We start from the raw sequence: 18229 nt of genomic DNA, 5'->3' as shown, positions 1-18229 counted from the left end.
TTTGCGGGCTCCTACAGCGTGTTGCCGAGCTTGAAGCCCTGCTCCTCGTCGCCCTTGCGGGTGTACGAGAAGCCGTCGGCGCCGATCGTGACCTCCATCTCGGAGGAGTCGGTGCGGGCGACCACGGCCTTCGGGTTGCCGTCGAGGTCGAGCACGAGCGAGGCATCCGTGTACCAGCTCGGCACGACGGGGTTGCCCCACCAGTCGCGGCGCTGGTTGTCGTGCACGTCCCACGTGACGACGGGGTTGTCGGGGTCGCCCGTGTAGTAGTCCTGCGTGTAGATCTCGACGCGGTGGCCGTCGGGGTCGCGCAGGTACAGGTAGAACGCGTTCGAGACACCATGACGGCCCGGGCCGCGCTCGATGGCGTCGGAGCGGCGGAGGGCACCGAGTTTGTCGCAGATCGCGATGATGTTGTGCTTCTCGTGCGTGGCGAACGCGACGTGGTGCATGCGCGGGCCGTCGCCACCGGTCATGGCGGTGTCGTGCACGGTGGGCTTGCGACGCATCCAGGCCGCGTAGGTGGTGCCGGCCTCGTCCTGGATGTCCTCCGTGACGCGGAAGCCGAGGTCCTCCATGTAGGCGACGGCGCGGGGCACGTCGGGCGTGACCTGGTTGAAGTGGTCGAGACGCACGAGCGCACCTGGCGTGTACAGGTCGTAGCGCCAGGCGAGCCGCTCGACGTGCTCGACGTCGTAGAAGAACTCGTACGGGAAGCCCAGCGGGTCCTCGACGCGCACGGAGTCGCCGATGCCCTTCGTCCATCCTTCGGCGCGACGCTCGACGCGGCAGCCGAGCTCCTCGTAGAAGGCGACGGCCTTGTCGAGGTCTTCGGGGCTGCGCACGCGGTAGCTGAACGCGGCGACGGCGGCGACGGGGCCCTTGCGGAGCACCAGGTTGTGGTGGATGAACTCCTCGAACGACCGGAGGTAGACGGTGTTCTCGTCCTCCTCGGTCACGATGAGGTCGAGCACGTCGACGTAGAACTTGCGGCTGGCTTCGAGGTCGGTGACGACGAGCTCCATGTACGCGCAGCGCAGGATGTCGGGCGCGGGCGCCTTCGGCGTCGGGATGCGGTTCACCGGCACGGGCACCGGGTCGGCGGCCGTCACGACGGGTTCGGGCGAATCGGGGGTGATGACGGGTTCGGTCATGATGGTGCCTTCTCTTCTCTGAGCGGATGTCGCGGGGCCGGTGCCGCTACTTGGAGGTGCCGAAGCGCGGCGAGTGCGCCTCGTTGAGCGTGATGTGCACGGCCTGCTGGTCGGTGTAGAAGTCGATCGAGCGGTAGCCGCCCTCGTGCCCGAGGCCCGAGGCCTTGACACCGCCGAAGGGGGTGCGGAGGTCGCGCACGTTGTTCGAGTTCAGCCACACCATGCCGGCCTCGACCGACTGGGCGAAGTTGTGGGCGCGCTTCAGGTTGTTCGTCCAGATGTAGGCGGCGAGCCCGTAGCGCGTGTTGTTCGCGAGCTCGAGCGCCTCCTCGTCGGTGTCGAACGGGGTGATCGCGACGACGGGTCCGAAGATCTCCTCCTGGAAGATGCGGGCGTCGGGCGAGACATCCGCGAACACCGTGGGGGCCACGTAGTTGCCGGTCTCGAGGCCCTCGGGGCGACCGCCGCCGGCGACGAGGCGGCCCTCGCCCTTGCCGATCTCGACGTACGACATGACCTTCTCGTAGTGCTCGGGGTGCACGAGCGCCCCGACCTCGGTCTTCGGGTCGTGCGGGTCGCCGACGACGATGTTCTTCGCGCGGGCGGCGTAGCGGGCGACGAAGTCCTCGTAGATCGGGCGCTCGACGAGCACGCGGGAGCCGGCGGTGCAGCGCTCGCCGTTCAGCGAGAAGACGCCGAAGACGGTCGCGTCGAGCGCGGACTCGATGTCGGCGTCGGCGAAGACGACGGCGGGCGACTTGCCGCCGAGCTCCATCGAGAGGCCCTTCAGGAACGGGGCCGCGTTGCCGAAGATGATCTGGCCGGTGCGGCTCTCGCCGGTGAACGAGATGAGGGGCACGTCTGGGTGCTTGACGAGCGCGTCGCCGGCTTCCTCGCCGAGGCCGTTGACGAGGTTGAAGACACCGTCGGGCACGCCCGCCTCGCGGAAGATCTCGGCCCAGAGCGACGCCGACAGCGGCGTGAACTCGGCGGGCTTCAGGACCACGGTGTTGCCGGTCGCGAGCGCGGGGGCGAGTTTCCACGACTCGAGCATGAACGGGGTGTTCCACGGCGTGATGAGCCCGGCGACGCCGATCGGCTTGCGGTTCACGTAGTTCACCTGGCGACCGGGCACCTTGTAGGTGTCGTCGCGCTGGGCGACGATCAGGTCGGCGAAGAACCGGAAGTTCTCGGCGGCGCGCTGCGCCTGGCCGAGCGCCTGGGTGATCGGCAGGCCGGTGTCGAAGGTCTCGAGTTCGGCGAGGCGGGCGTCGCGGGCCTCGATGAGGTCGGCGATGCGGTGCAGCACGCGCGAGCGCTGGCGGGGGAGCATGCGGGGCCAGGGGCCATCGTCGAACGCGCGCTTCGCCGCGGCGACGGCGAGGTCGATGTCGGCCTGCTGGCCGGCGGCGGCCTGCACGTAGGTCTCGTTCGACACGGGGTCGAGCACGTCGAACGTCTCGCCGCCGACGGAGTCGACGAACTCGCCGTCGATGAAGTGGCGGATGCGGTCGGGCAGGTCTTCGGGGATGTAGTGCGTCATGTCGGGCGGCTTTCGGATCGTCGGGAAGGGAGAGCGGAGAGCAGTGGGCGCGATCAGGGCGCGGGCAGCGGATGCCGCGACTGGGCGGCCAGCACGGCGTCGAGTGTCGCGGTGCGGTGGCGCCGCGCGGCGAGCTCGATCTCGAGGGCGTCGGCGCCCTGTTCGATGAGCGCGAGGATGCGCTCGTGCTCCTCGACCGACTCGTGCGCGCGGCCGGGCACGAAGCTGAACGAGGAGTCGCGCAGCACCGTCATGCGGTTCCAGCCGCGGTGCACGAGGTCGAGGATGTGCGGGTTCGGGCACTCCTCGAAGAGCACGGCGTGGAACTCGAGGTTCAGCTCGGTGAAGCGCGTCGGTTCGAAGTCGTCGAGGGTGCGACGCATCCGCTCGTTGATCTCGCGTGCTCGCGCGATGTGGTCGGCCGAGATGAACGGCGCCGAGAGCGCCGTGGCCGCGCCCTCGACGAGCGCGAGCGTCTCCATCGTGTGCAGGTACTCGGTCTCCTTGATGAGCGCGACCTGGGCGCCGACATTGCGCTCGAAGGTCACGAGCCCCTCGGCCTCGAGCAGGCGGATCGCCTCGCGCACGGGCACGACCGAGACGTCGAGCTCGCGCGCGATGGCGCCGAGCACGAGCCGGTAGCCGGGCACGTAGCGGCCGTCGTCGATGCGCGTGCGGATGAAGCGGTACGCCTGCTGCGACTTGCTCTCGGTCGAGCGGTCGGTCTGCGTCTGGGGGCTCATCGCGCCTCCTCCGCGGCGCGATAGCGGGCGAGCCACTCGGCATTCATGGGGAAGAGCCCGTCGACGGATGCCCCGGCCGCGACCTGCTCGGCGACGTACGCCTCCTGACGCTCCTGTTCGAGCGCCTCGGCGAGCACCTCTTCGACGAGCTGCGGCGGGATCACGATGACGCCGTCGCCATCGCCCACGATGACGTCGCCGGGCTGCACGGCTGCGCCGCCGCACGCGATCGTGACGTCGACCTCCCACGGCACGTGGCGCCGGCCGAGCACCGACGGGTGCGCGCCCTGCGAGAACACGGGGATCTCGAACCCGGCGACGGCGTCGAAGTCGCGGACGCCGCCGTCGGTGACGATGCCGGCGGCGCCCCGCACCTGGGCGCGGAGGGCCAGCACGTCGCCGACGGTGCCGGTGCCGCGCTCGCCGCGGGCCTCGACCACGAGCACTTCGCCGGGCGCCACGGTGTCGAAGGCGAGCTTCTGCGCGTTGAAGCCGCCCCCATGGCTCTGGAAGAGGTCGGGGCGGAACGGGATGAATCGGAGCGTCTTCGCACGGCCGACGATGCGGTCGCCGGGGTGGTTGGCGGCGACGCCCTCGATGAAGATGTCGTGGTAGCCGCGCTTGCGGAGCGCCACCGAGAGGGTCGCGACCGCGACGCGGCCGAAGTCGGCCCGCAGCTCGTCGGTGAGCTCGAAGGCGGGAGCAGCGGGAGCTGCGGCATCCGCTGTGCTGGTCGTGGTCGGTGCCGAGGCGCGTCCGGCGGCGACCGCCGCGGCGAGCTCGTCGTCGCTGCCCCAGGCCTCGACGCGCTGGAGGTCGTCGGTGGCGGGCTTCGTGCCGTAGTCGCCGAACTCGGCGGCGCCCTGCGTGATGGTCGTGACGAGTCGCCCGGTCGTCGGTGCACCGGGGGTGCCAGGTGCGTCGACCTCGACCTCGACGACGTCGCCGGGCAGCACGACCGAGGACCCGGCGGGCGTGCCGGTGAGGATCACGTCACCGGTCTCGAGGGTCATGAGCTGCGAGAGGTCGGCGACGAGCCGGCCGAAGGGGAAGAGCAGGGTGTCGGAGGTGTCCTCCTGCACGAGCCGCCCGTTGACCCACGTGCGCACGCGCCAGTCGCCCTCGCCGATGCCCGCTGCGGGGATCGCGGCCGGGCCGAGCGGAGTGAAGCCGTCGCCGCCCTTCGAGCGCACGTTGGATCCCTTGTCGGCGGCGCGCAGGTCGTACAGGCCGAAGTCGTTCGCCGCGGTGACGGATGCCACGTGCTTCCAGCCGTCGGCGGGGGAGACGCGACGGGCGGGCTCGCCGATGACGATCGCGATCTCGCCCTCGAAGGCGAGCAGTTCGGTGCCCGCCGGGCGTTCGAGCGTCGCGCCGGTGGGGGCGAGTGAGGAGGCAGGCTTCAGGAAGTAGCTCGGCTGGGCGGGCGTGCGGCCGCGCTGCGCCGCCCGCGAGGGGTAGTTGAGGTGCACGGCGATGATCTTGCCGGGGGTGGCGATTCCGGAGGTCATTCTGTCCTCGTCTCTAGATATCTGAAATGATATACGATCTGGCGCAGGCTGTCGAGCGCTGCTCGTGCCGGCTCGTCAGTAGCTCGCGCGAGACGAACCATCCGCCGGGATGAAGCGGTCGGCGAGCGCCTCCGAGGCGCGCGCGACGATCGCGACATCCGCACCGACGGAGACGAACGACGCACCTGCGGCGAGATAGCGCTCCGCATCCGCGGGTACGAACGCGTTGACGCCGACGGGCTTGCCCGCCGCGATTCCCGCGCGGATCGACCGCAGCACGCCTTCGACGACATCGGGGTGCGACTGCTGGCCGATCAAACCCATCGAGGCCGCGAGGTCGGCGGGGCCGATGAACAGGGCGTCGACGCCGTCGACCGCGGCGATCTCCTCGACGACCCCGACGGCGGTCGCCGACTCGATCTGCACGGTGAGGCTGATCGTCGACGCGGCGTCGTGCAGGTACCGGTCGACCCGGTTCCAGCGCGACGAGCGGGCGAGGGCGGCGCCGACGCCGCGCACGCCGTCGGAGGGGTAGCGCACCGCCCGCGCGAGCTCGGCGGCCTGTGCGGCCGAGTCGACCATCGGCACGAGCAGGTTCTGCACGCCGAGGTCGAGGTACTGCTTGATCAGCACCGTGTCGCCGATCGGCGGGCGCACGACCGGCGCGACCGGGTAGGCCGACACGGCGTAGAGCTGCGCGAGGATCGACTCGAGCCCGTTGGGGGAGTGCTCGGCGTCGATGAGCACCCAGTCGAGGCCGCTGCCTGCGGCGATCTCGGCCATGATCGGGCTGCCGGAGCACACCCACATGCCCACGAGCGGGCGATCGGATGCCGCGACGCGGGCCGTGAGGGTCTCGGGAAGGTTCATTCGAATCGGCACGTGACTGCTCCCAGCTGTCCGTAGTCGGCATGCACGGTGTCGCCGCGCTCGACCCACATGGGCCGGGTGAACGATCCGGCGAGGATGATCTCGCCCGCCTCGAGCGACTGGTCGTGCTGGGCGAGCTTGTTCGCGAGCCAGGCGACGCCCATGGCGGGGTGGCCGAGCACGGCTGCGGCGACGCCCGACTCCTCGATCGTCTGGTTGCGGTAGAGCAGTGCCGAGATCCAGCGGAGGTCGACGTCGTCGACCTTGACGGGCCGGCCGCCGACGACCATGGCGCCCATCGCGGCGTTGTCCGAGATGGTGTCGACGATCGTGCGCCCCTGCATCTCGATGTGCGAGTTCAGGATCTCGAGTGCCGGCACGACGTAGGCGGTGGCGTCGAGCACGTCGAAGATCGTGACATCCGGGCCCTGCAGGGGCTTTGCGAGCACGAAGGCGAGCTCGACCTCGATGCGCACGTTCGAGAATCGGTCGAACTCGACGGATGCCCCGGACTCGACGACCATGTCGTCGAAGATGACCCCGTAGTCGGGCTCGGTGATGCCGGTGGCGACCTGCATGACCTTCGAGGTGAGGCCGATCTTACGACCGACGAGACGCGCGCCGTCGGCCTGGCGCCGCTTCGCCCAGACGCTCTGCACGGCGTAGGCGTCGTCGACGGTCATCCCCGGGTTCCTGGCGGTGAGCAACGGCACGGTGCTTCGGTCGTGGTGCGCCGCGACGAGTTCGTCGGCGATCGCGTCGATCCGGGTCTGGTCCAGCAACATGTGCTCCACTTCGTCGTCGAGGGGGTTCCGAGGTGATCGTATACGACGGTCCGCGTCGGGGGCATCGTCGAGTCATATTCGTATTCCAAATCGTATATCATGCTCGGATAGCTCGTCTCGGGCTCGACGACGAGCTGCCCCTGACCGCGGACACGACAGAGGAGTCGCCCCCGCATGACCACGACATCCGCCCCCGCCCCCGCCCAATCACCCGCCCAGACCGACGCGAGGCGTCGCGAACTCCGCCGCGTCGCATTCGCCACCGTGATCGGCACCACCATCGAGTGGTACGACTTCTTCCTGTACGCGAGCGCCGCCGGTCTCGTCTTCCAGGTGCTCTTCTTCGCGCCCGCCGGCCCCGAGTTCGCGACGATCCTGTCGTTCGCGACCATCGGTGTGAGCTTCCTCTTCCGGCCGCTCGGCGCGTTCCTCGCCGGTCACTTCGGCGACAAGATCGGCCGCAAGGCGATGCTCGTCGTGACGCTCGTGCTCATGGGTGCGGCGACGACCCTCATCGGCGTGCTGCCCACCTACGAGCAGGTCGGCATCCTCGCGCCGATCCTCCTCGTGCTCCTGCGCATCCTGCAGGGCCTCTCGACGGGCGGCGAGTGGGGCGGCGCCGTGCTCATGGCGGTCGAGCACGCGCCCGACGGCAAGCGGGGACGCTACGGCGCATTCCCGCAGATCGGCGTGCCGATCGGCCTGCTGCTCGCCTCGGGCGTGCTCGCGCTCATGACGGGTGTCATCTCGCCCGGCGACGCGTTCCTCGAGTGGGGCTGGCGCATCCCGTTCCTGCTGAGCTTCGTGCTCATCATCGTCGGCATGATCGTGCGCCGGTCGGTCGACGAGAGCCCGGTCTTCACCGAGATCGCCGCCCGCAAGGAGCAGACGAAGACTCCCATCGCCCAGCTCTTCAAGCGCCACTGGCTGCTCGTGATCCTCGCCGCGCTGACCTTCGCCGGCAACAACGCCGCGGGATACATGACCACCGGCGGCTACATCCAGAACTACGCCACCACGCCGGTCGCCGACGGCGGCCTCGTCGGCATGGAGCGCACCCCGGTGCTGCTCGCGGTCGCGGGGTCGGCCGTCGTCTGGATGATCGTCACGTGGATCGCCGGCTCGGTCTCCGACCGGATCGGCCGCCGCAACACCTACATCATCGGCTGGATCGCCTTCCTCTCGACGGTGTTCCTGCTGTTCCCGCTCGTGAACACCGGCAACGTCTGGCTGCTCTTCGCCGGCCTCGCGCTCTTCACGATCGGCAACGGCTTCACGTACGGGCAGCAGGCCGCGTACTTCACCGAGCTGTTCCCTGCGTCGATCCGCTACTCGGGCGTCTCCATCACCTACGCCCTCGGCGCGATCCTCGGCGGCGCCTTCGCCCCGATGATCTCGGCGGCGCTCGTGCAGGCCACCGGCTCCGCGACGTCCGTCGCGTTCTACATCGCGGGCATCATGGTCGTCGCCTTCATCGCGACCCTGCTGCTGAAGGACCGCACCGGCATCCCGCTCGGCCCCGACCACGAGGCGGAGCAGTCGGCGAGCGCCATCTACGGCGTGAAGTAACCGGCAATCGAGACACGGATGCCCCGGCGGGAACCTTCCCGCCGGGGCATCCGTCGTTCGTGGCGTCGTCCCGGTTCCCGTGGGTCGCGGGCCTGAGCCGAGCGTCAGCGCGAGTTCACGCGCACGATCTCCTCCTGGTAGGGCGCGACGACGGCGCCCGAGATGCGGCAGTCGAGCAGCAGGAAGCGGCGCTCGGCCGCGGGCGTCGCCGCCCAGGCGGCGAGCCGGTCGAGGTCGGAGAGGCCGCGCACGACGACGCCCTCGGCGCCGAATGCGGCCGCCGCAGCCGCGAAGTCGACCTCGGGGATCAGCATCGGGGCCTCGGCGAGGCCCTTGAGACCGTAGAGGTTCACCTCGGCGCCGTACGCGGCGTCGTTCCAGACGACCGCGATGCCGCGACCTCCGGCGGTGCGCACCGCCGTCTCGAGGTCGGCGATCGCCATGAGCCCGCCGCCGTCTCCGGTGGTGAGCACGACCGTTGCCTCGGGCCTGGCCGCTGCAGCCCCTGCGACGCTCGGGAACCCCTGCCCGATCGACTGGAACGCGGTGCCGACCATCATCATGCGGTCGGGCGAAGCGACCGGCCAGTACATGTTCGCCCATCCGATGAAGTGCCCGCCGTCGGAGACGACGACCCGATCCTCGGGCATCAGCTCGGCGATGCGGCGTGCGGTGCTGCGCGGGTCGAGTCGACCGTCGGCGGCGAGCTCGTCGCCCGGCGCGTACGCCCGCAGGGTCGGTGCGTCGATCGAATCGCGCCAGCCGGAGGACTCCGCGCCGATCACCTCGAGCTCGTCGACGATCGCACGAGCCACGAGTGCCGCGTCGCCGCGCACGAAGCCGCCCACGTTCGGGTGCGTCGCGGAGGCGGCGACGTCGATCTGGAACACGCGGGTGCCGGGCGCGAACAGCTCGCCGAAGCGCATCGTGAACTGGTTCAGCGACGCGCCGAACACGACGGCCACGTCGGCCTCGCGCACGAGCTCCATCGCGCCGTCGGCGCCGAACCCGCCCGAGACGCCGAGGTCGTGGCGGGCGTCGGGGAACACGCCGCGGCCGAGCGCGGTCGAGGCGGTCACCGCGCCGGTGGCGGCGGCGAGCTCGCCGAGCACCTCGCCGGCCCCGGCGAGCCAGGCGCCGCGCCCCGCGAGCAGGAAGGGCCGGCTCGCGCCCGACAGTGCACGTGCGATGTCGGCGATCTGGCGGTGCGCGAACTCCCCGGACGGCGCGAGCGGTGCCGGAAGTCGCGGGCTCGTCGTCTCGTGCAGCGGGCCGGCTTCGACGGCGGCGACGTCGTACGGGATCGCGAGCACGACCGGCACCCGGTACGCCAGCGCATGCTCGATCGCGATGATCGTCGTCGCCTGCGCGTCGGTGCGACCGACCGTGTAGGTGCGGGCACCGACCGCCGAGGCGAGGGCGATCTGGTCGACGTCCCACGGGCGCCGGCCCGAGGTCGGCTCGTCGCCGACCACGAGCACGAGGGGGACCCGGGCCTGCGCCGCCTCGGCGAGCGAGGTGAGGGTGTTCGTGAACCCGGCGCCGTACGTCGAGGTCGCCGCGGCGATGCGGTTCGAGGCGCGATAGTGCGCATCTGCGGCCACGACGCCCCCCGCCTCGTGGCGGACGGCGGTGAACGAGGCATCCGCGGTGCGTTCGATCGCGTCGAGGAAGTAGGCGTTGCCGTTCCCCATGACGCCGAAGACGTGGTCGATGTGAGCGGAGAGGGCGTGCGCGACGTGCGCGGAGACCGAAGGCATGGCGGTGTCCATTCGAGACGATGACGGATGAGGATTCCGTATGTGTCTCGCGCGGCGGCGGGGGAACCCGCGATTCGGCTTCGTGCCCATTTTTCGAGCACCGGCGCAGCTGGGCGCCTGGACGATGAGCAGCCTAGCGCAATGGCGCGGTGCGGTCGGTCTCGGAGCTCAGCGGCCGAAGAGCCGGGCGAAGAAGCCGGGCTCGGCCGGGTCGTTCTCGTGGCCGGTGCACCGGTCGCCCCGCGGAATGCCGCGCATCACCGAGTCGACGTGCTGGCCGCAGCCGGCCCACGTGGTCTTGCCGCACTTCTTGCAGGTCGCTGCTCGGCACATTCCGTCGGTTCCGTTCTCTCAGGGAGGCGGGTAAATACCCTGGGGGTATTCTTTCAGGCGCTCGGCTGGGAGATCGCCGACAGCATCCCGGCGCGACCGACCGTGCCGCGCACGGCATGATGGTCGGGTGAAGACCACCCAGCTGCGCCAGTACGTGATCGTCGACGGACTCTACGAGGAGTTCGTCGCGTGGTGGCGGGAGACCATGCCCGTGCTCCGCCCCGCGATGGGGTTCGCCATCGAGTTCGCTTACGGCTCACCCGAGACGAACGAGTTCACGTGGGCCGTGAGCGTGCCGGGCGACCTCGCCGAATTCGAGCGAGTGGATGCCGCGTACAAGGTCTCGCCCGAGCGCGCGGCGGTCTTCGAGGGGCTGCCCGACCGCGTCGCATCGATGCGACTCTCCTTCATCGAGACGTACTGAGGTCTTCGGGCTCGCGCCCGGCCACCCGGCCGAACGAGTCCATGCCGGCCGCGGCCTGCCCCAGGCCGCGATGCCCGCGCGAGGTGAATGCTGCGACGAGGCTCGCAACGGCGAGCACCGCCGCTGCCGGCCCGCCGACGGGGTCGATGAGCAGAAGCAGGCTGTAGCCGCCGATGCCCGCGAGGAGGCGCACGACGCGCCAGAGCCATCGCGGTGTGCGGTGCTCGCGGGCGTCGATCAACACGGCCCGCTCACCGAGGGTCACTCCGCCGGTGAGCACCGAGGCGGCTTGGGCGCCGATCGCCACGATGGTCGCCGACGCCGCGACCGCAGCGGACCACTCGAGCAGGCTCTCGCGACCGGCCAGCACGAGGATCGCGGTGTTCACGGCGACCGAGAGGCCCGCTGCGGTGAGCCACACGCTCGCGAGGTCGACGAGCATCGCGAGCAGGCGCCGGCCGGCGGTGACGGTGCCGGCGCCCGTGCCCGGTCGATCTCCGCCGCGACCGCGGCGCACCACCAGGAGCGCCGCGAGCGAGCCCAGCGCCGCGCCCACAGTGTTCGACAGCAGGTCGCCCGTGTCGAACACGCGGTACGCGCAGTGGAAGACGCCCCAGACCCCGGTCAACTGGGTGAGCTCGATCGCGAGGGACACGAGCGCTCCGGCGCCGATGGCGACGGCGATGCCGCGGTCGAACAGGGCCCGCACGAAGAAGCCGAGCGGCAGGAAGAGCAGCACGTTGAGTGCGAGCTGCTGCACGGCCGCGTTCGCGAGCAGCGAGCCGCCGTGGTCGGCCTGCAGGCGGGCGATGTCGACGACGTCCTCGAGCGGATTCAGCACCACGCCGACGCAGCGGAAGTCGTCGCCGTCGGGCAACGGCAGCAGCGTGTACGCCCAGAGTCCCATCACGTAGAAGAGCAGCGCGACCCACCCGATCATCCGCAGGGCGGAGAATCCGCCCCGGCGACGGTAGCTGAGCGCGACGAGCGGCACGAAGACGACGATGAGTGCCATCGAGCCGAACAGGACGGCGATGACCCCCGGCATGATGCGATCCACTCCGAGAGTCTACGAACGCATCCGACAGGAACCGGAGCCGCGGCGTCGGGTCGTCGGGGCCGCACTCGACTCCGTGTACAGGGCGTCCGCAGCGAGACATCCGTAGAATCGACCCATCCCCGGAAGAGAATGCGGCCGATGCTGCCCACCGGCAGGCTCGCCCGCGAGGACACTGGTCGACGACGCCCTCCGCACGTTCGACCGAGAAGGAAGATCGTGAGCCACGAGTTCGATGCACGCCGCACGGAATGGATCGCCAAAGAGGAGCTCGCCGAGCGGATGATCCCGCTCATCGGCAGCCTCTACCGAGACCACGGGGTGGTGACCTCCATCCACGGCCGGCGACTCATCAATCGCTCCGCCGTCGCGCTGCTGAAGGCGCACCGCTTCGCCCGTCAGGCCGGTGACGTCGAGCTCGACCTCGGCGACACGATGCGCGTGCTCGAGGTGCTGCGCGAGATCGCTCCCGGCCCGGCTTCGATCGACGTCGCCCGCCTCGTCGCCCGCTACGCCGACGCCGTCGGCGAGGGCGACGCCCGCGAGCTCGCCGACTTCGTGCGCGACGAGCTCACGCCCGTCATCGCGGCCGAGGGCGAGCCCGAGGCATCCGGCACCGATGTCGTGCTCTACGGCTTCGGCCGCATCGGGCGCCTCCTCGCCCGCATCCTCATCGCGCACGCCGGCAACGGCAAGGGCCTGCGCCTCCGCGCGATCGTCGTGCGCAAGGGCTCGGACAACGACCTCGTCAAGCGCGCGAGCCTGCTGCGCCGCGACTCGGTGCACGGCCCGTTCGCCGGCACGATCGAGGTCGATGAGGAGGCGAACACGATCCTCGCCAACGGCACGCTCATCCAGGTGATCTACTCGAACGACCCCGCATCGATCGACTACACCGCCTACGGCATCGACGACGCGATCGTCGTCGACAACACCGGCCGCTGGCGCGACGAGGCGGGGCTCTCGCAGCACCTGCAGTCGAAGGGCGTCGCCCGGGTGCTGCTCACCGCCCCCGGCAAGGGCGCGATCAAGAACATCGTGCACGGCATCAACCACGACGACATCACCGACGCCGACGCGATCCTCTCGGCCGCCTCGTGCACCACGAACGCGATCACCCCCGTGCTGAAGGCGATCGAAGACGCCTACGGCGTCGTGCGCGGCCACGTCGAGACCGTGCACTCGTTCACGAACGACCAGAACCTCATCGACAACTTCCACTCGGGCGACCGGCGCGGGCGCTCGGCGGCGCTCAACATGGTCATCACCGAGACCGGCGCCGCGAAGGCCGTCGCGAAGGCCCTGCCGTCGTTCGCCGGCAAGCTCACCGGCAGCGCTATCCGCGTGCCGACGCCCAATGTGTCGCTCGCGATCCTGAACCTGCAGCTCGAGCAGCCCGCCGAGAAGACCTCGCTGAACCGCTACCTGCGTCAGGTCTCGCTCACCTCTCCGCTGCGCCAGCAGGTCGACTACATCGAGTCGCCCGAGGTGGTCTCGACCGACTTCGTCGGCTCCAACCGCGCCGGCATCGTCGACGGGCTCGCGACGATCGCCGACGGCACCGACGCGATCGTCTACGTCTGGTACGACAACGAGTACGGCTACTCCTGCCAGGTCGTGCGCGTCATCGAGGCGATGGCCGGCACGCACCCCGTCGTGCTGCCCGAGCGCCAGCCGGTCGCCCTCGAGCGCGAGGTCGTCGCGACGGTCTGATCCGCGATTCGATCCGCGATCTCGGCATCGTCCGAGTCGCGGTGACGGATGCCCCGGTGCGCGAGCGCGCCCGGGGCATTCGGGCTTCTCAGGCCGTCGTAGGCTGTCTGCATGAGCAGAGAAGCCGTGATCGTCGACGTCGTCCGCACACCCGTTGGGCGCGGCAAGCCCGGTGGACTCCTGTCGGGAATCCACCCCGTCGACCTCCTCGCCGGAGTGCTCGACACGCTCGTCAACCGCAACGACCTCGACCCGGCGCTCATCGACGACGTGATCGGCGGCTGCGTCAGCCAGATCGGTGAGCAGAGCTACAACATCACGCGCAACGCGGTGCTCGCGGCGGGCTTCCCCGAGCACGTGCCCGGCACCACGATCGACCGGCAGTGCGGCTCGAGCCAGCAGGCGGCGACGTTCGCGGCGCAGGCGGTGCTCGCCGGGCAGGCCGACATCGTCATCGCGTGCGGCGTCGAGTCGATGAGCCGGGTGCGGCTCGGCTCGAGCGCCGCGGGCGCCGACCCCTACGGTTCGCGCATCCGCACGCGTTACCCCGACGGCCTCGTGAACCAGGGCGTCTCCGCCGAACTCATCGCCGCCAAGTGGGGCTTCGACCGCGCCGAACTCGACGCGTTCGCGGCACGATCGCACGAGCTGGCCGCAGCAGCACAGGAGGCGGGTGCCTTCGCGAGCGAGGTCGTGCCCGTGCCCGGCGTCGACTCGCTGACCGACGAGACCGTGCGACCCGGCACCTCGGCCGAGTCGCTCGGCGGCCTGAACGCGGCATTCCGCACCGACGACCTCGCCGAACGCTTCCCCGAGCTCGACTGGCGCATCACGCCCGGCAACTCCTCGCCGCTGACCGACGGCGCCTCCGCCGCCCTCATCATGAGCGCCGAGCGCGCCGAGCAGCTCGGCCTCACGCCGCGGGCGCGGTTCCGCGCGTTCTCGGTCGTGGGCAGCGACCCGCTCTACATGCTCACCGGCGTGATCCCGGCGACCGAGAAGGTGCTCGAGCGCGCCGGGCTGACCCACGGCGACATCGACGCCTACGAGGTCAACGAGGCGTTCGCGTCGGTGCCCCTCGCCTGGCTCGCCGAGACCGGGGCGGATGCCGCGAAGCTGAACCCCCGCGGCGGCGCCATCGCCCTCGGGCACGCGCTCGGCTCCTCGGGCACGCGACTGCTCACGACGCTCGTGAACCAGCTCGAGGCCACCGGCGGCCGCTACGGCCTGCAGACGATGTGCGAGGGCGGCGGCATGGCCAACGCCACGATCATCGAACGCATCTGACGCTCGGGGCGATTCCGACCCGACCCACCCATTCCCGAAGGGACGCACCACATGCAGTTGAACGGATCAGGCGCGATCGTCACGGGCGGCGCCTCCGGGCTCGGGCGCGGCACGGCCGCCGTGCTCGCCGCCGCGGGCGCCGAGGTCGTCATCCTCGACCTCCCGGGCTCACCCGGCGAGCAGACCGCGAGCGAGCTCGGCGACAACGTGCGCTTCGCGCCGGCGGATGTCACCGACGAGGCATCCGTGCAGGCCGCGATCGACCTCGTGCAGGAGCGTGCGCCACTTCGAGTCGCGGTGAGCTGCGCCGGCATCGCGACCGCCGGGCGCACGGTCGGCCGTGAAGGCCCGCTGGCGCTCGACGCGTTCGAGCGCACCATCCGCATCAACCTCATCGGCACGTTCAACGTCGCCCGGCTCGCGGCCGCGGCGATGGCGGCGAACGACCCGATCACGGCCCAGTCGCTTCCGGGCGTGCCCGAGACCGCCGAGCGCGGCGTCATCGTGAACACCGCCTCGGTCGCGGCGTTCGACGGGCAGATCGGGCAGGCGGCCTACTCGGCCTCGAAGGGCGGCGTGGCCGCGATGACGCTGCCGCTCGCCCGCGACCTCTCGAAGCTGCTCGTGCGGGTCGTCACGATCGCGCCCGGCATCATGCAGACCCCGATGATGGCGGGCATGCCGCCCGAGGTGCAGGCCTCGCTCGAGGAGCAGATCCCGCACCCGTCGCGCATGGGCACGCCCGCCGAGTACGCGGCACTCGTGCGGCACATCGTCGAGAACCCGCTGCTGAACGGCGAGACGATCCGCCTCGACGGCGCGATCCGCATGCAGCCGAAGTAGGCAGGCGTCGGTCGCCGGCGGCCGGTGCCGACGACCGCCGACGACCTCGACCACGCCGACGGCCCCGGCCGGCCGCCGATCAGGGCTGCGCGGGCGCCGCCGTGCCGACGAGGCCGAGCGCATCGCGACGGCTTCTGCGCATCGCATGGACGACGCCGAGGATCGCGTCGGCGAGGGCGCCGGCGACGATGCCCGCAACCAGCAGGATCGGCAGCACCTGCTGAGCATCGGCATCGAGGTTCGCCTCGAACAGCTCGACGAATCCGGGTGCGAACAGCGCTCCGGTGACGATCAGCCAGATCGACGGCACCGCCCAGGCGAGATCGAGCACGATGTTCGCGGCCGCGCCGGGCCATGTCCAGCCGGAACGGAAGATCCACACGGCCATGACCGCCTCGAGGCCCACGAGCACGAGGAAGTACGGCAGCCAGAACGACCAGAGCGCCGGATCGAACACGGGCAGCATGCCATCGAGGTGGCCCCAACGGCTCGGCCCGAACTGCTGCCAGAGCACGAGTCCGACGATGACGGCGAGCCAGAACAGCGTGGTGATCAGGCCGATGCGCCGATCGGCTGGGCTCGCCCCGGCGGCGGGCAGATCCCTCGGCGACCAGACGACCACGTCTGCCTCGCCACGCGCGGGCGCACGGTCGATCGCCGCGAACACCACGGTCGTGAAGCAGGCGATGTAGACGGCGGTGGTCAGCAGCACGAACCACGTCGTGCCGAAGGTGCCGGCGCCGACCTCGCCCGTGATGAACTGGGCGAGCAGGTAGGCGCCGGTGACCGCGGGCACGGCGCTCCACTCCGTGATGATGAGCACGCGCTTCCACGTTGCGTACCACCGCGGGCCGATCAGCATCGGCGGACGATCCGCGTAGCGGGCTGCGAGCCGGGCCGGGTCGCCGAGGGCGGCCAGCGCGTCGAACTCGGCCGCGTCGGGCATCGACGAGCCCGAGCCGACGCGGGCGTCGATGTCGTCGCGGATGCGCTCCTCGAGTTCGCGGGCGAACTCGCGCCCCTGCCGGCGGGGCAGGCTGCGGGAGGCCGCGATCACGTAGCGGTCGGTGAGCTCGGTCGTGGGGTTCATCGCGTTCTCGCTCATGCCTTCGCCCCAGAAGTCGCCGTGCCCGCCGCCGCTGAGGGCACCGCTCGGCCGGCACGGTAGGCCTTGATGCCGCCGTCGATGACGTCCCAGGTCGCGACCCCGATCACGACCACCACGATGATCGCGACGATGACGGGCCCGGAGTTGCCCCACGGCCACTGCATCGCCTCGAGCGCCTCGTCGGTGATGAGCTGCCCGGTCAGGAACAGCCACAGCGCCGGCACCGTGAACGCGACGTTCAGCACGAGGTTCGCGCCCGCGAGCCACCAGTTCCACCCCCATGAGTAGAGAGCGATCGCGAAGAGGATCTCGAGGGCGATCAGCACGAGGAAGTACGGCAGCCAGAACGACCACAGTGCGGGTTCGAGCAGGGGGATCGGCTCGCGCACGCCGTCGTGGAAGACGACGCCGAACTGCTGCCACACGATCGCCCCGGCGAATATGCCGAGGAAGACGAGCGAACCGATGAGCTCGCCGAGACGCGACGTCTTCGCGGGCTCGGGGAGCGCGGGCAGCATGTCGAGTGTCCACGCCGCATCGACGCCCCGCCGGCCGGCTTCGGCCGGGGTGCGCTCGAGGACCGCGAAGACGAGCGTCGTCCAGAACCCGAGGTGCACCGCGATGGAGATCGCCGTGGCGACGGTCGCGCCGATCGCCTCGCCGATGTCGGCGCCCGAGAGCAACTGCCCGAGCAGCACGCCCGCAGCGCCGATCGGCAGCACGATCGAGGAGAGCAGCTTCAGCAGGCGCCACCACACGAGGTAGTACTTCGGCCCGATGAGCTGCAGCGGTCGATCGATGTAGTGCGCGGCGAGGGCCGCGGGGTCGCCGAGTTCGGTGAGCGCGGCGCGCTCGGCGTCGGCGGGGGAGCTGCCCGTCTCGACGAGTGCGTCGGTCGCGTCGCCGATGCGCTCGCGCAGTTCGCGGTCGAACTCGGCGCGCTGCGTCTCGGGCAGGGTGCGGGCGGCGGCCCACACGTAGCGGTCGGTCAAGCTGGTCATGATTCGTCTCCGGTGGTGAGTCCGGCGAGCGCGTCGTCGATGCGTCGCCAATCGGTCATGAGTGCGTCGGCGAGCAGTTCGCCGGTGGGGCTCGTGAGATAGAACTTGCGAGGCCGGGCCTCGTCGGTGTTCCACTCGCTCGTGAGCAGGCCCTGCTTCTCGAGGCGCCGCAGCAGGGGGTACAGGGTGTTCGCGTCGACGAGGATGCCGAGGCCATTCAGCGACTCGAGCAGCGCGTAGCCGTAGTCGGGTGTGCGCAGCCGCACCAGGCAGGCGAGCACGACGGTGCCTCGGCGGAGCTCCTGCAGGTGCCCGGCGGTCGTCTCATCGTGGTTCATGCGTCACACGATACTGTGCGTCACACACTAATGCAACAGAAACTTCATAGTGCAGCGCTTACTTCGACTCACGCCATCTCGCGTCACTCCTGCGGATATACGATCCGCCACGCCGTGGCTTCTCACCGATTGTCGGCGCGCCGGATCGTATATCCGCAGTTGTGATCGGCCGGTGAGACGGCTCGGTGCA

General features: G+C 70.5%; 17 protein-coding genes. 5 read left to right on the top strand and 12 right to left on the bottom strand.

All coding sequences use genetic code 11. The annotated features are described in order from the left end of the window. Nucleotides 1-11: 11 nt before the first annotated feature. The 6 genes from hpaD to hpaH all read right to left on the bottom strand — a co-directional run bounded on the left by hpaD (nucleotide 12) and on the right by hpaH (nucleotide 6603). Nucleotides 12-1154 (bottom strand): 3,4-dihydroxyphenylacetate 2,3-dioxygenase, encoded by a 1143-nt coding sequence (gene hpaD / locus BJY17_RS06960; RefSeq protein ID WP_179550720.1) that lies wholly within the window; start codon nucleotides 1152-1154, stop codon nucleotides 12-14. 46 nt (nucleotides 1155-1200) lie between these two features. Next, complete coding sequence (hpaE, locus tag BJY17_RS06955) at nucleotides 1201-2697, bottom strand: 5-carboxymethyl-2-hydroxymuconate semialdehyde dehydrogenase (RefSeq protein ID WP_179550719.1); 1497 nt, start codon at nucleotides 2695-2697, stop codon at nucleotides 1201-1203. Between the two features lie 53 nt (nucleotides 2698-2750). Further along, nucleotides 2751-3440 carry a GntR family transcriptional regulator gene (locus BJY17_RS06950; RefSeq protein WP_179550718.1) on the bottom strand — a complete coding sequence of 230 codons (690 nt, stop codon included), beginning with the start codon at nucleotides 3438-3440 and terminating at the stop codon, nucleotides 2751-2753. Beyond that, a complete protein-coding gene (locus BJY17_RS06945) occupies nucleotides 3437-4951 on the bottom strand; it encodes a fumarylacetoacetate hydrolase family protein (RefSeq protein ID WP_179550717.1) in 1515 nt (504 codons plus the stop codon). Before BJY17_RS06945 ends, BJY17_RS06950 begins: the two co-directional genes overlap by 4 nt. Nucleotides 4952-5026: 75 nt before the next feature. Then, on the bottom strand, nucleotides 5027-5833 hold the full coding sequence (locus tag BJY17_RS06940; protein ID WP_456057511.1) for an aldolase/citrate lyase family protein: 807 nt from the start codon (nucleotides 5831-5833) through the stop codon (nucleotides 5027-5029). Then, nucleotides 5818-6603, bottom strand: coding sequence for a 2-oxo-hept-4-ene-1,7-dioate hydratase (hpaH, locus tag BJY17_RS06935; RefSeq protein WP_179550716.1), 786 nt, complete (start codon nucleotides 6601-6603; stop codon nucleotides 5818-5820). Before hpaH ends, BJY17_RS06940 begins: the two co-directional genes overlap by 16 nt. 177 nt (nucleotides 6604-6780) lie before the next feature. Between hpaH and BJY17_RS06930 the strand changes: the two genes are divergently transcribed. Then, a complete protein-coding gene (locus tag BJY17_RS06930; protein ID WP_179550715.1) occupies nucleotides 6781-8175 on the top strand; it encodes an MFS transporter in 1395 nt (464 codons plus the stop codon). Between the two features lie 104 nt (nucleotides 8176-8279). Here BJY17_RS06930 and BJY17_RS06925 read toward each other — a convergent pair whose 3' ends face one another. After that, entirely contained in the window at nucleotides 8280-9935 is a 1656-nt protein-coding gene (locus BJY17_RS06925) for a thiamine pyrophosphate-binding protein (protein ID WP_179550714.1), read from the bottom strand. A 168-nt stretch (nucleotides 9936-10103) separates the two neighbouring features. Continuing rightward, nucleotides 10104-10268 carry a hypothetical protein gene (locus tag BJY17_RS06920; protein WP_179550713.1) on the bottom strand — a complete coding sequence of 55 codons (165 nt, stop codon included), beginning with the start codon at nucleotides 10266-10268 and terminating at the stop codon, nucleotides 10104-10106. A gap of 127 nt (nucleotides 10269-10395) precedes the next feature. Here BJY17_RS06920 and BJY17_RS06915 point away from each other — a divergent pair, with 127 nt between their 5' ends. Beyond that, a complete protein-coding gene (locus BJY17_RS06915; RefSeq protein ID WP_179550712.1) occupies nucleotides 10396-10692 on the top strand; it encodes a hypothetical protein in 297 nt (98 codons plus the stop codon). Here BJY17_RS06915 and BJY17_RS06910 read toward each other — a convergent pair. Then, nucleotides 10676-11752, bottom strand: a complete 1077-nt coding sequence (locus BJY17_RS06910; RefSeq protein ID WP_179550711.1) for a VanZ family protein — start codon at nucleotides 11750-11752, stop codon at nucleotides 10676-10678. The genes BJY17_RS06915 and BJY17_RS06910 overlap by 17 nt on opposite strands. Before the next feature lie 279 nt (nucleotides 11753-12031). Between BJY17_RS06910 and BJY17_RS06905 the strand changes: the two genes are divergently transcribed. The 3 genes from BJY17_RS06905 to BJY17_RS06895 all read left to right on the top strand — a co-directional run bounded on the left by BJY17_RS06905 (nucleotide 12032) and on the right by BJY17_RS06895 (nucleotide 15592). Further along, the gene (locus BJY17_RS06905; protein ID WP_246303901.1) at nucleotides 12032-13462 is read left to right on the top strand and encodes a glyceraldehyde-3-phosphate dehydrogenase; all 1431 of its coding nucleotides are present in this window, start codon (nucleotides 12032-12034) and stop codon (nucleotides 13460-13462) included. Nucleotides 13463-13573: 111 nt separating this feature from the next. Continuing rightward, a complete protein-coding gene (locus BJY17_RS06900) occupies nucleotides 13574-14749 on the top strand; it encodes a thiolase family protein (RefSeq protein ID WP_179550709.1) in 1176 nt (391 codons plus the stop codon). A gap of 51 nt (nucleotides 14750-14800) precedes the next feature. Continuing rightward, nucleotides 14801-15592, top strand: a complete 792-nt coding sequence (locus tag BJY17_RS06895) for an SDR family NAD(P)-dependent oxidoreductase (protein WP_179550708.1) — start codon at nucleotides 14801-14803, stop codon at nucleotides 15590-15592. Nucleotides 15593-15671: 79 nt separating this feature from the next. On the opposite strand, the gene BJY17_RS06890 is transcribed toward BJY17_RS06895, so the two are convergent. The 3 genes from BJY17_RS06890 to BJY17_RS06880 are packed head-to-tail and all read right to left on the bottom strand — an operon-like array spanning nucleotide 15672 to nucleotide 18039. Further along, entirely contained in the window at nucleotides 15672-16697 is a 1026-nt protein-coding gene (locus BJY17_RS06890; RefSeq protein ID WP_179550707.1) for a hypothetical protein, read from the bottom strand. Then, the gene (locus tag BJY17_RS06885; RefSeq protein ID WP_179550706.1) at nucleotides 16694-17701 is read right to left on the bottom strand and encodes a permease prefix domain 1-containing protein; all 1008 of its coding nucleotides are present in this window, start codon (nucleotides 17699-17701) and stop codon (nucleotides 16694-16696) included. Before BJY17_RS06885 ends, BJY17_RS06890 begins: the two co-directional genes overlap by 4 nt. Beyond that, a complete protein-coding gene (locus BJY17_RS06880; RefSeq protein ID WP_179550705.1) occupies nucleotides 17698-18039 on the bottom strand; it encodes a PadR family transcriptional regulator in 342 nt (113 codons plus the stop codon). The genes BJY17_RS06885 and BJY17_RS06880 overlap by 4 nt, the downstream gene beginning before the upstream one ends. Nucleotides 18040-18229 lie beyond the last annotated feature (190 nt).

The organism is Agromyces hippuratus, from assembly GCF_013410355.1.
Classification (GTDB): Bacteria; Actinomycetota; Actinomycetes; order Actinomycetales; family Microbacteriaceae; genus Agromyces; species Agromyces hippuratus.
The sequence above is the reverse complement of the archived record's forward strand: the minus strand, read 5'-3'. Positions and strand labels throughout refer to the sequence as shown.

Excerpts from the sequence above, each read along its gene's own strand:
- BJY17_RS06950 (WP_179550718.1), bottom strand. The coding sequence starts at position 3,440 with ATGAGCCCCCAGACGCAGACCGACCGCTCGACCGAGAGCAAGTCGCAG.
- BJY17_RS06880 (WP_179550705.1), bottom strand. The coding sequence starts at position 18,039 with ATGAACCACGATGAGACGACCGCCGGGCACCTGCAGGAGCTCCGCCGA.
- BJY17_RS06890 (WP_179550707.1), bottom strand. The coding sequence starts at position 16,697 with ATGAGCGAGAACGCGATGAACCCCACGACCGAGCTCACCGACCGCTAC.
- BJY17_RS06930 (WP_179550715.1), top strand. The coding sequence starts at position 6,781 with ATGACCACGACATCCGCCCCCGCCCCCGCCCAATCACCCGCCCAGACC.
- hpaE (WP_179550719.1), bottom strand. The coding sequence starts at position 2,697 with ATGACGCACTACATCCCCGAAGACCTGCCCGACCGCATCCGCCACTTC.
- BJY17_RS06895 (WP_179550708.1), top strand. The coding sequence starts at position 14,801 with ATGCAGTTGAACGGATCAGGCGCGATCGTCACGGGCGGCGCCTCCGGG.
- BJY17_RS06905 (WP_246303901.1), top strand. The coding sequence starts at position 12,032 with ATGATCCCGCTCATCGGCAGCCTCTACCGAGACCACGGGGTGGTGACC.
- BJY17_RS06900 (WP_179550709.1), top strand. The coding sequence starts at position 13,574 with ATGAGCAGAGAAGCCGTGATCGTCGACGTCGTCCGCACACCCGTTGGG.
- BJY17_RS06885 (WP_179550706.1), bottom strand. The coding sequence starts at position 17,701 with ATGACCAGCTTGACCGACCGCTACGTGTGGGCCGCCGCCCGCACCCTG.
- BJY17_RS06920 (WP_179550713.1), bottom strand. The coding sequence starts at position 10,268 with ATGTGCCGAGCAGCGACCTGCAAGAAGTGCGGCAAGACCACGTGGGCC.
- hpaD (WP_179550720.1), bottom strand. The coding sequence starts at position 1,154 with ATGACCGAACCCGTCATCACCCCCGATTCGCCCGAACCCGTCGTGACG.
- BJY17_RS06945 (WP_179550717.1), bottom strand. The coding sequence starts at position 4,951 with ATGACCTCCGGAATCGCCACCCCCGGCAAGATCATCGCCGTGCACCTC.
- BJY17_RS06925 (WP_179550714.1), bottom strand. The coding sequence starts at position 9,935 with ATGCCTTCGGTCTCCGCGCACGTCGCGCACGCCCTCTCCGCTCACATC.